Source organism: Pseudomonas sp. GM48, from assembly GCF_000282335.1.
Classification (GTDB): domain Bacteria; phylum Pseudomonadota; class Gammaproteobacteria; order Pseudomonadales; family Pseudomonadaceae; genus Aquipseudomonas.
The window spans coordinates 1-11,465 of sequence record NZ_AKJM01000014.1 but is presented as its reverse complement, the minus strand read 5'-3'; the positions used below and the strand labels follow the sequence as shown (position 1 = coordinate 11,465).

Below are 11,465 nucleotides of genomic sequence, written 5' to 3'. Positions count from 1 at the left end.
GCCACATCTGATACAGCGTTTCGGCCAGCGTTGGTGCTTCAATTTTCGAAACGATAGGACGTGGAGATTAGAAGCCGTAAGGCCGTTTCTGACCTAAACACTTGAGTAGGATGCTGGCATCAACACCAACGGCTCAGTCAAAAAAAACTGGAGCGTCCGTGAACTTCTTCACATCAACGCGATGGGCGAAAGATCTTCGTTTCCACGAGCAGAGCTTCCCACGAACGCAACCAGGTCGAAAAACTCAACAGCCCCGAATCCATCCAGCGCTCCGAAGCACTGCTACGCCAGTGTTGAAGGATTTTTCCCCTCCTCCGATGAAAAGTACGCCCTCAGGGCCTCTGTGCTGCGAGGCATGGACAGCGTGTTCGCCGTCAGCTGACTGCCCCTGCTGCCGGCCAAGGCACGTTCGAGACGGTCCTGATGGTTGATCGACTGACTGAGATCGGTGTTCTGGTTGTCACTCAGCTGAGTCGCCGCATAGCCAACCAGCGCCGCGCAGGGTTGGTCCTGGGCGAGTTCGGCGGCCAAATCCAGGCTGGAAGCGACCCAGAATTGCTAATGGAATTTGCGGTCTTGTATCTTCAGGCGGGTGAACTGCAAATCCTTGAGCAAGGCCTGGCCCCAAGTCGCGACGGAAAGGAGGATCAACAGCCAGATGACGGCGTGTTCGATGGATTCGAAATTTGATGCGATCAGGTTCATGGTCAGGCTTTCCAACAAGGCATTGGATCAGTTGTAGTGATGCGTCGTCCCGGAAGCCCCGGCCGAGGTCGAGCAACTCACCGTAGGGTGCCGGGTGCTGAAACACCCTCAGGGCACTTGTGGCGCTCTAGACATTGCCAATTGATAGACTCCTGTAAAGCTTCAGATTGAATGCGTCGAAGCTTGGACTACCGTGCCGGCTCCGACTGAGTCACCGTAAGTGGCACCGATGAAAACACCGCGGTGTCCGTGAGCTTCTCCACGTTGACGCGATGGGGAAAGATGTTCTTTGCCACGAACAGATCATCGACTTGCTGCAAGGCCTCAATATCCCGCGGCTCGACCGGCAACAGCGATTCATCGCCCCAGCTGCGCAGGCGCTGCGAGACGTCCAGCGGAATGTCGTTGACCTTGGCGAAGACCCGGGCGTACTCGTCAGGATTCTGCCGGGCCCACTCGAACGCCATGGCGAAACGCTGCAACACGTCACTGAGCGCCTTGCGCTTGAGCGGGTCGGTGAGGGCTTCATCCGAGGCGGTAATGAAGGTCAGCCCGGTATTGATGCCCTCGCCGCTGATCAGCACCCGCGCGCCCTGCTGCTCGGCAAACGCCTGATAGATACCGAACGTGGCCCAAGCTTCGATCTTGCCGGCATTGAACGCCGCGAGGGCGTCGGTCGGCAGGACGAAGCCGACGCTGACGTCTTTCTCGTCAACCCCGGCATTGGCCAGTGCGCGAATCAACAGGTACTGGGAAATGCTGCCTCGGGCCGAAGACACCACAACGTTTCGGCCTTTCAGATCCGCCACGCCATGAATGGCCGAATCGGCGGGTACCAGGATCGCAATCCCTCTTGATTGACTGCGCCGAACGGCGACGATGCGCAACGGCGTACCGCCGGTAGCCGCCGCAAGCACCGGGGTATCGCCGGCCGGGGCCAGATCGACGGCGCCGGCGCGCAAGGCTTCGAACAAGGGCGCCGCGCCCTGGAAGTTCGCCCACTCGACCTTGTAGTCGATACCCTCCAGCGCATTCGCTGCCTCGACCACGGTGCGCAAGCCTTTGGCTTGATCGCCCAATACCAACGTCACACCCGACAAGTCTGAGCGGACAGTGGATGCCGTTTTGTTGTCGACTGTTTCGCCGCAACCGCCAAGCAGCAGTGCGGCTCCCGAGAGCAACACAGCTGCAGACTTCCATACGCGTAGCGACATGGCTGCCCCTCCCTGGATCAAAAGACTGGAAGCGAAATCAACCATGGGCGAAACGCCGAACCGAAGTATTGGGTGCCCGGCTCTCAGCGACGGCAACGGTTTCCACTTCAACGCCCAACAAACCCAGCAACCGCGCGCGGATGGCCTGAAAACCTTCTTGGCCGGTGTCTCGGGCCCGGGGCAGATCGATGGTCAATTGGTCGGCGATCTTCCCATTGGCCAGCACGATGACCCGGTCAGCCAACAGGATGGCTTCATCCACATCGTGGGTGACCAGCAACACCGCCGGCGTGTGCTTACGCCACAACTCGATGATCAGCCGATGCATCCGAATCCGGGTCAACGCATCGAGTGCGGCGAACGGTTCATCCAGCAACAACAGTTTGGGCTCGCGGACCAAACCGCGGGCCAGTGCCACGCGTTGAGCTTCACCGCCGGAGAGCGTGGCCGGATAGGCTTCGAGCCGATGAGCCAGTCCCACTTCAGTCAGTGCCTGCACCGCGCGAGCCCTGGCATCCGGGATGTGCAGACCGAGAACCACGTTCTTCCAGGCGCGCTTCCAGGGCATTAGACGAGGCTCCTGAAACACCGCCGCCCTCGCCTTCGGCACAACCAATTGACCACTATCAATACTGTCGAGCCCGGCCAGGCTGCGCAGCAAAGTAGTCTTGCCCGAACCGCTGGCCCCCAGCAACGCGACGAATTCGCCGGGGGCGATGTCCAGATCCAGGCCATCGATGACCCGCTGCTGGCCGAACTGGCGCACCACATTGCGCAGTTGTACCGGTGCTGGCGAATGTGCAGATTTCGTCGTGTTCAAAAGATCGATGCTCGACATATCAGTTCCTCACAAAAGATGGGCGCCAGGCCAGGGCAAAACGTTCAAGAGTACGGATCAGCCCGTCGATCAACAGACCCAGGACGCTGTAAATCAGCAGGCAGATCACGATCACATCGGTGCGCATGAAGTCCCGTGCATCACTGGCCAGGAAGCCGATGCCGGCGGTGGTGTTGATTTGCTCGACGAACACCAGCGCCAGCCAGGAAATCCCCAGGGAGTAGCGCAGGCCGACAAAGAATGAGGGCAAGGAACCCGGCAGAATCACATGCCAGATCAACTCGCGACGATTGAGACCCAGGGTGTTGGCGGCCTCGATCAGCTTGGGGTCGATGTTGCGAATGCCGGCGAAGAGGTTCAGGTACACCGGGAACGTCGTACCGGTGACGATCAGCGCAATCTTGGTGAATTCGCCGATACCGAACCAGAGAATGAACAGCGGCACCAACGCCAGCGAAGGAATGGTGCGCAGCATTTGTAGCGGCGAATCGAGTATCACCTCGCCGCGCTTGGACAACCCACTGATCAGAGCCGCGACCACACCAATGCTGACGCCAATACTCAAGCCCACCAGCGCCCGTTGCAGTGATACCAACAAGTGCTTTCCCAGTTCGCCGGATGCAATCATCGCCCAGAGCGTGCCGCCAATCTGCGAGGGCGCCGCGATGACGCGCTGCGGGATCAGCCCCGCTTGTGACGCCAGTTCCCATAACAGCAACAGCGCGATCGGGCTGAGCAAACGCAGCAACACTTCAGGTGTCCGCCAATTGCGCAACCAATTGGGGAGCAGCCTCGATGCGCCCTGCAACTCACCTGTGTGGCGGGCTGCCTTGTTGACGGAAAACGAGCCACGGGTGCTCTGCGTATCGAAGATCTTTTCAGTCATCAGGCTTCCTTCCTCATAAAGAACATGGCCAGAGGTGCCATGCGTCAGCTTCGGTTTTCATGCTATTCGCATAAAAAACATCAGTGAAATTCTTTTTAGGAATAACCTAATATGATTAAAAATCAGATAACAGATCAGCCTGATAAATTGTTTGCATAATAAATACGCACCTTCCTTGCCCGCCGCGGGCTGCAGGGTAGGCATTATTAAATATGCATACATTTCATACAGTGTAATTATCATCATTCTGTATATTAATAATTAACTTAGAACCAAACGGCATTTCACAGCCTCACCCGCCACGCCTATTTTTGGCTCTACAGACCGACCCCAATGCCAGGTGGAGGCTTGAATCACGCCTATCCAACGACAAGGAACTCCCCATGACGATTGAATTCATCGGCTACATCGGCGGTCACCATTCTTCGGAAATCCACCCTCGTAGCGGCCCCACTCTGCAGCCCGAATACGTGGAAAAGGTCGCACGTGCCCATGACGAGGCCGGGTTCGATCGGGCCTTGGTGGCCTTCCACTCCAACAGCCCGGACAGCACGCTGATTGCCTCGCACGCCGCCAGCGTGACGAAAAACCTCAAGTTCCTGATTGCCCATCGACCGGGTTTTGCCGCCCCGACCCTGGCCGCACGGCAGTTCAACACACTCGACGTCTTCAACGGCGGGCGCACCGCCGTACACATCATCACCGGCGGCGATGATCGGGAACTGCGCGCCGATGGCAGCTACATCGACAAGGACGAGCGCTATGCGCGTACTGACGAATACCTCGACGTGCTGCGTCAGGAATGGACCAGCGAAAAACCCTTCGACCATGAGGGCAAGTATTACCAGGTCGAAGGCGCGCACTCCGCTGTGAAGTCACCGCAACAACCGCACATTCCCTTGTACTTCGGCGGCTCATCGACGGCGGCCATCGAAGTGGCGGGCAAACATGCGGACGTGTATGCGCTGTGGGGCGAAACCTACGAACAAGTACGCGACGTGGTGAAGCAAGTGCGCGCCGAGGCCGCCAAACATGGTCGTAGCATTCGCTTCAGTTTGTCATTACGCCCGATTCTGGCGGACACCGAAGACCAGGCCTGGGAGCGTGCCGAACGCATCTTGCAACAGGCCACCGCGCTAGCCGAGCAGAACGGTTTTGTGCGCCGCGAACCACCCAACGAAGGCTCGCGTCGCCTGCTCGCCGCTGCCGCCCAAGGCTCTCGCCTGGATAAGCGACTGTGGACCGGTATCGCCGGGCTGCTGGGTGCACAAGGGAACTCGACCTCACTGGTCGGCACTGCGGAACAAGTGGCCGAAGCCTTGCTCGACTACTACGACCTGGGCATCACCACGTTCCTCATTCGTGGCTTCGATCCGCTTGAGGACGCCATCGACTATGGCAAGCGCCTGATCCCGCTGACCCGCAAGCTGGTGGCAGAGCGTGAACGGCAAAACGCAGAAAAAGTCGCTTGATCGCGATGAGTAACTGATGTGGGAGCGAGCTTGCTCGCGATGAGGGCTGCACATTCAACAGGGATGTTGACTGAAAATCCAATATCGCGAGCAAGTCGGATCGCCGCACCGTCGCTCCCACAGTTGCTTCGGGGGAGCCACAAGGGCTACGTCCACCACGTAGCCCTTTGGGGAGAAACTCAGTTCTTGTAGTCGCTATCGCTGCGCTCCAACTGACGGATCAACGCATCCCAGTGCCGCGCTACACCCGGCCCGTCGCCGCTCTTGAACACCTCGGCCTGTTTCTCGACCTTGGCCACCACTTCGGCTGGCGGGAAGATCAACTCGACGTTACCAGCAGCCTGCGCCGCGATCTGAATATTGCAGGCCCGCTCCAGTCCGTGCAGCTGGTGAAACGCATGCTCAACGCTGACGCCCGCAGTGAGCAAACCGTGATTGCGCAGGATCAACACACTTTTATCGCCAAGATCCGCCACCAGACGCTCACGCTCGTCCAGATCCAGCGCCACTCCTTCGTAACCGTGATAAGCCACCCGCCCGGAAAAACCGATCGAATGCTGGGAAATCGGCAGCAACCCGTCGCGCTGAGCGGACACCGCAATGCCGTCGCGGGTATGGGTATGCAAGACCGCTTGCAGGTCCGGACGCGCCGCGTGAATCGCACTGTGGATCACATAACCGGCAGGATTGATGCCGAGCCCAGTGGGGTCATCGACGATGGTGCCGTCAATGTCGACCTTGACCAGATTGGAAGCTGTGATTTCGTCGAACAACAACCCGAAGGCATTGATCAGGAAATGCTCGTCCGGCCCCGGCACCCGCGCGGAAAAATGCGTATAGATGTGGTCGGTCCACTTGAACAGGGCCGCCAGCCGATAGGCCGCAGCCAGTTTTACACGCACTTCCCATTCTTCGGGACTGACCCGTTGGCGAACACTTTTCGAGACGCTGGATAACGGACTGACGCTACTCATGGCAAAACTTCCTGGATGGCCTTAAGGATCTCCAGCAAGCCTATGGGAAGGCAAAAAATAATAAAAAGCACATTTTAATCTAAGCTAATTATTATTTTTTTTTATTATATTTCGGGCCGATCATCACGCTGCACGCTTGATTTTCTGCAGTGATCCGGCGACCAGCTTGCCAAAGGCATCGACCGGCCCTTGCAGATTGCCCAGAAAATGCGGATAGATCAGCCACAGGTCCATCACTGGCTTGAAATCCTTGAGTGGCATCACCGCCAACTGCTCGAAATGAGCGCTGCGCTCCAGCAACGGACGCGGCACCAACCCCAGCCCCATACCGTCGGCGACCAGGCCCAGTTGCAGTTCGGTGCCGAAGGTTTCCAGATTTACCCGCAAGGCCAGGCCTTGGTCCGAAAGGGTTCGCTGCAGCCCGGCGCGGAAACCGCAGCCATCGGGATTGAGAATCCAGCCACTCTGGTAAACGTCGGCGAGCTTGCACTGACGCTTGGGCAACTGGGACTTGGCACACACCACCACCAGTTCCATCTTGCCAATCGATTCGCCGACAATGTTGTCCGGGAAAATCTTGCCGGCCGGGAACAGTGCCGCCGCTGCGTCCAGCTCACCGCGCTCGATCTTTGCGACCAACTGACTGCCCCAACCCGTGGCCACCTGAGCGCGCAGCTCGGGGTACTCGATTCGCAAATGTTTGAGCGCATCGAGCAGCACCACATCGCCAATGGTTTGCGGAACGCCCAGGCGTAACAACCCGGTGGGTGGTGCGTCGGTGGCCACCAGTTCACGCAGCGCATCCATTTCCCGCAAGATCAAACGGCACTGTTCATACACCCGCGTACCGATCAGCGTGGGCTTTAAGGGCTTGGTATTGCGGTCGAACAACTCCACGCCCAACGCCTGCTCAAAGTTCTGCACGCGCCGCGTGATGGCCGGCTGAGTCAATTGCAGCGACTCGGCGGCATGGCTGATGGACTGGCAACGAATCACTTCGACAAAGGCGTCGATATCATCAATTTTCATTTGGCCCGCACATAGAGAACAGTCAATAAGATGTCTGAAAAGCATAGTTCCATTGTCGAGAGAAGGATAGCCCGCCCCACGCAGGGCGATCGATCAATAACGTCTGGCGCTATGCGATAGGGTTATAAATTACTTTCAGCTATAACCTAATCATTAAACAATCGCATATTGATATAAAACATTATGCTTAAATCAAAGGGTCAACTTTCACAACGAACGATGGAATCGCCATGACCCAGGCCCGACACCCGGAGAGACTCAGAGCATTCATAGGCGCCCTGGCGGAATTGATCGACGGCAACCCTCGCGAGGGCGATCTGTTGCATCGCGGCGGCAAACTACTCGGTCAATTGGTCAGCCATGACGATTGGCTGCCTGAAGATTTTGCCCAACCAGACCCCGAGCGCTATCAGCAATACCTGCTGCATGCCGATTCACGGCAGCGGTTCAGTATCGTCAGTTTTGTCTGGGGGCCTGGGCAAAGCACACCGATCCATGACCATCGGGTCTGGGGGCTGATCGGCATGTTGCGCGGCGCGGAGTATTCGCAAGGTTTCCAGCGCAACAGCGACGGTGCCTTGATCACCGACGGTAGCCGTGTGCAACTGCGGCCGGGCCAAGTTGAAGCGGTGTCACCAAAAATCGGTGACATTCACCAGGTCAGCAACGCCTTTGATGATCAGGTCTCGATCAGCATCCATGTCTACGGTGCCAACATCGGGGCCGTGCGCCGCGCGGTGTACCAGGACGACGGCAGCGAGAAGCTGTTCATCTCCGGTTACTCCAACGCCTTTCTCCCCAATATCTGGGATCTGTCCAAAGAGAGCCAAGCCCTATGAGCACTGCACTCACCCGCTCCTACGCCGAAATACGCCAGGCGCTGCTGAACCGTGAAGAACTGGCACTGGTGGATGTGCGCGAAGAAGCGCCCTTCGCCGAATCACACCCGCTGTTCGCGGCCAACATTCCATTATCAAAGCTTGAGCTTGAGGTGTACTCACGGATTCCAAGGCGCGATACCCGGGTGACCGTCTACGACAATGGTGAAGGGCTGGCGAGCATCGCCGCGCAGCGCTTGCAAGACTTGGGCTACACCCATGTCAGCCTGCTCGAAGGTGGACTGGACGGGTGGCGCCGCGCCGGTGGCGAGTTGTTCATTGACGTCAATGTGCCGAGCAAAGCCTTCGGCGAACTGGTGGAGAACCAACGTCACACGCCCTCCCTGGCGGCGGAAGAAGTCCATGCACTGCTCGACAGTGAGGCTGACGTGGTGGTGCTCGATGCCCGGCGCTTCGATGAATACCAGACCATGAGCATTCCCACCGGCATCAGCGTACCGGGGGCCGAGCTGGTGCTGCGTGCCCGGGAACTGGCACCGGACCCGGCCACGCGCATCATCGTCAACTGCGCCGGTCGTACCCGCAGCATTATCGGCACTCAATCATTGATCAACTCCGGCATCGCCAACCCGGTTTCGGCCTTGCGCAACGGCACCATTGGCTGGACGCTCGCAGGACAGAAACTGCAGCATGGGCAGTCGCGCCAATTCGCGCCGACCAGCGAAGAGCATCGGCAAATTGCCGCCCGCGATGCCCGTCGCGTCGCTGACAAAGCCCGGGTAGGCCGCGCCACCCTGGCGGACCTGCAACGCTGGCAACAGGAGCCGACCCGCAGCACCTACCTGTTCGACGTGCGCACTGCGGAAGAATTCGAAGCCGGCCACCTGCCCGCCGCCCGCTCGACACCCGGTGGCCAATTGGTGCAGGAAACCGACCATTTCGCCAGTGTGCGCGGCGCGCGTCTGGTGCTGGTCGATGACGATGGCGTGCGGGCCAACATGTCGGCTTCCTGGCTCGCGCAACTGGGCTGGGAAGTGCATGTGCTCGATGACCTGCAACCTGCGCACTTCAGCGAAAAAGGTACGTGGCAGGCGCCCGTTCCCGCGCAACGGCAGGCGGAGGAAATCAGCGCCGAGACCCTGGCCGAATGGTTGACACATGGCGACATTGTCTTACTGGATTTCACCAGCAGCGCCAACTACGTCAAACGCCATATCCCCGGCGCATGGTGGGCCTTGCGCGCGCAACTGAGCGAGGCCTTGGCCAAGGTGCCGTCAGCCGAGCGCTATGTTCTGACTTGCGGCAGTAGCCAGTTGGCGCGACTCGCGGTGTCCGAGGTCGAGGCGTTGACCGGCAAAGCGGTGTTTTTGCTCAAGGGCGGCACCGCCGGCTGGATTGCCGCGCAGCTACCCTTGGAAGAAGGTGAAACTCACCTGGCCTCACCGCGCATCGACCGCTATCGCCGCCCTTATGAAGGGACCGATAATGCGCGTGAAGCGATGCAAGCCTATCTGGACTGGGAGTTCGGATTGGTGGACCAACTGGCCCGCGACGGCACCCATGGCTTTTTCGTCATCTGACGCGCCCCTCGCTTCCTGTGCCCTGTGCAAGGCACAGGAAGCCCTCCAGCTCCACACCTCCCCCTTCTTTTTTCAAGGCTCACCTAAAGGGTCGCGGCCTCATAAAATATATTTTGCGCATATTACAAATAAAAATGATTACTTTATTTAATAATTAACATATAACCAAAAAGAATTTCACAGACGATTTTTATAGGAATAACGTTAAAGCCAGACCGACCCCTTCTCCAGGCGGAGGTGACCCCACTCAGCAAGATCCGCCTGGAGTACGCCGTCATGAGTTTTACCCTGCCCCTCAAACGATTGTTGATCGCCGGCGCCCTCACCTTCTGTGCAACCACCCACGCCGCAGACCTTCAGCCGCTGCTGGTGGCCAATCAGAAATCCACGATCAAAGTGCTGCTGGAGGTCTCGGGCGAGCTGAAGAACGTGCCCTACGACATCCAGTTCTCCGAGTTTCCGGCCGCCGCCCCCCTCGGTGAAGCATTGAACGCCGGGGCCGTGGACATCGGTGCTTTGGGCGATGCGCCCTACGTGTTCGCTCTCGGTGCCGGTGCGCCGATCAAGGTCGTCAGCATCGTGCATGCCGAAGGTCGTTACACCACGGCCATTCTCGCGCCCAAGGATTCGCCGCTCAACAATGCCAACGACCTCAAGGGCAAAAAGATCGTCACCACCCGCGGCTCCATCGGCCACTTCCTGGCGATCAAAGCCCTGCGCAGTGCCGGCCTGAGCACCCACGACGTGCACTTCATCTATCTGCTGCCGAGTGAGTCGCGAATCCTGCTGGATAACGGCAGCGCGGACGCCTGGTCGACGTGGGATCCCTACACCACCATTTCCACCACCCAAAGCCAGGCCAAAGTGCTGGTCAGCGGCGAAACCTTGCTGACCAATCATTTGTACTTCGCCGCCACCAGCCAGGCCATCGCCGGCAAACGTCAGCAATTGGACGATTTCGTCGCCAGGGTCGATCGCGCCTACCGCTGGACCAACGCCCATCCCGAGGAATATGCCGCCGCCCAGGCGCGCGTTACCGGCTTGCCGCTGGACGTGCACATCGCTGTGGCCAAGGGCACGCACATGCAACCGGTGCAGATCGACGACCAAGTCATCGGCGGCCTGCAAACCACCGCCGACATCTATCAGGAAGAAGGAATTCTCGGCAAACACATCGATGTTTCCCAAGGCTTCGACAAGAGCTTCAACGCCAAGCGTGCCCAACTCAACCAGGCATCTCGATAACGATGCGACGGATTCAGGAGTAGAACCATGAGCAAACAACGCCAACTGAAACTCGGTGCAATGGTCCATGGCGTCGGTCACGGATGGGGCGAATGGCGTCACCCGCAAGCCCAGCCCAACGCAAGCGTGAATTTCGGTTTCTACAAGCAACAGACTCAACTGGCCGAGGCAGCCAAATTCGATTTCGTATTCATCGCCGACAGCCTGCACATCCACGAGAAATCCAGCCCGCACTACCTCAACCGCTTCGAGCCGTTGACCATCCTCTCGGCGCTGGCGGCCACGACGCACAACATCGGTCTGGTAGCGACCGTCACGGTCAGCTACACCGAGCCGTTCCAGGTCGCCCGTCAATTCGCCTCGCTGGATCACATCAGCGGTGGTCGCGCAGGCTGGAACGTGGTGACGTCCTGGCTCAGCGGTACCGCCGATAACTTTGGCAAGACCGAACACCCGCCCCACGCCGTGCGCTACCGCATCGCCAAAGAACACGTGAATGTGGTCAAGGGCCTGTGGGACTCCTGGGAGGACGATGCCTTCGCCTATGACAAACAAAGCGGCGAGTTCTTCACCCCCGGGAAACTGCATGCCCTGGAGCACAAGGGGGAGTTTTTCTCGGTCAAGGGCCCGCTCAACATCGCCCGGTCCCGGCAGGGCCAGCCGGTGATTTTCCAGGCTGGCAC

The 11,465-nt window shown here is 58.8% G+C and carries 10 protein-coding genes and 1 pseudogene; 5 read left to right on the top strand and 6 right to left on the bottom strand.

Annotation, left to right across the window (positions count from 1 at the left end):
• Nucleotides 1-399 precede the first annotated feature (399 nt).
• The 4 genes and pseudogenes from PMI28_RS0128235 to PMI28_RS26060 all read right to left on the bottom strand — a co-directional run.
• Nucleotides 400-705 (bottom strand): annotated as a pseudogene (locus tag PMI28_RS0128235) (MotA/TolQ/ExbB proton channel family protein); the annotation flags it as partial.
• Between the two features lie 188 nt (nucleotides 706-893).
• A complete protein-coding gene (locus PMI28_RS26050) occupies nucleotides 894-1,919 on the bottom strand; it encodes an ABC transporter substrate-binding protein (RefSeq protein WP_007982097.1) in 1,026 nt (341 codons plus the stop codon).
• 37 nt (nucleotides 1,920-1,956) lie between these two features.
• Nucleotides 1,957-2,757, bottom strand: a complete 801-nt coding sequence (locus PMI28_RS26055) for an ABC transporter ATP-binding protein (protein ID WP_007982096.1) — start codon at nucleotides 2,755-2,757, stop codon at nucleotides 1,957-1,959.
• 1 nt (nucleotide 2,758) lies between these two features.
• Nucleotides 2,759-3,643 carry an ABC transporter permease gene (locus PMI28_RS26060; RefSeq protein WP_007982095.1) on the bottom strand — a complete coding sequence of 295 codons (885 nt, stop codon included), beginning with the start codon at nucleotides 3,641-3,643 and terminating at the stop codon, nucleotides 2,759-2,761.
• Nucleotides 3,644-4,026: 383 nt separating this feature from the next.
• Here PMI28_RS26060 and PMI28_RS26065 point away from each other — a divergent pair, with 383 nt between their 5' ends.
• The gene (locus tag PMI28_RS26065) at nucleotides 4,027-5,115 is read left to right on the top strand and encodes an LLM class flavin-dependent oxidoreductase (protein ID WP_007982094.1); all 1,089 of its coding nucleotides are present in this window, start codon (nucleotides 4,027-4,029) and stop codon (nucleotides 5,113-5,115) included.
• A 179-nt stretch (nucleotides 5,116-5,294) separates the two neighbouring features.
• Here the strand turns inward: PMI28_RS26065 and PMI28_RS26070 are convergent, their stop codons facing one another.
• Together PMI28_RS26070 and PMI28_RS26075 are read right to left on the bottom strand one after the other, a co-directional pair.
• Nucleotides 5,295-6,089, bottom strand: a complete 795-nt coding sequence (locus PMI28_RS26070) for a class II aldolase/adducin family protein (protein ID WP_007982093.1) — start codon at nucleotides 6,087-6,089, stop codon at nucleotides 5,295-5,297.
• A gap of 123 nt (nucleotides 6,090-6,212) precedes the next feature.
• The gene (locus PMI28_RS26075) at nucleotides 6,213-7,118 is read right to left on the bottom strand and encodes a LysR family transcriptional regulator (RefSeq protein WP_007982092.1); all 906 of its coding nucleotides are present in this window, start codon (nucleotides 7,116-7,118) and stop codon (nucleotides 6,213-6,215) included.
• Nucleotides 7,119-7,348: 230 nt separating this feature from the next.
• Here PMI28_RS26075 and PMI28_RS26080 point away from each other — a divergent pair, with 230 nt between their 5' ends.
• From PMI28_RS26080 to PMI28_RS26095, 4 genes are all read left to right on the top strand, one after another.
• Nucleotides 7,349-7,957, top strand: coding sequence for a cysteine dioxygenase (locus PMI28_RS26080; protein ID WP_007982091.1), 609 nt, complete (start codon nucleotides 7,349-7,351; stop codon nucleotides 7,955-7,957).
• Nucleotides 7,954-9,537 carry a rhodanese-related sulfurtransferase gene (locus tag PMI28_RS26085; protein WP_007982090.1) on the top strand — a complete coding sequence of 528 codons (1,584 nt, stop codon included), beginning with the start codon at nucleotides 7,954-7,956 and terminating at the stop codon, nucleotides 9,535-9,537. The genes PMI28_RS26080 and PMI28_RS26085 overlap by 4 nt, the downstream gene beginning before the upstream one ends.
• Before the next feature lie 276 nt (nucleotides 9,538-9,813).
• A complete protein-coding gene (locus tag PMI28_RS26090) occupies nucleotides 9,814-10,782 on the top strand; it encodes an ABC transporter substrate-binding protein (protein WP_007982088.1) in 969 nt (322 codons plus the stop codon).
• A 27-nt stretch (nucleotides 10,783-10,809) separates the two neighbouring features.
• Nucleotides 10,810-11,465 (top strand): NtaA/DmoA family FMN-dependent monooxygenase (locus PMI28_RS26095; protein ID WP_007982086.1); only part of this gene is annotated, 656 nt, incomplete at its 3' end.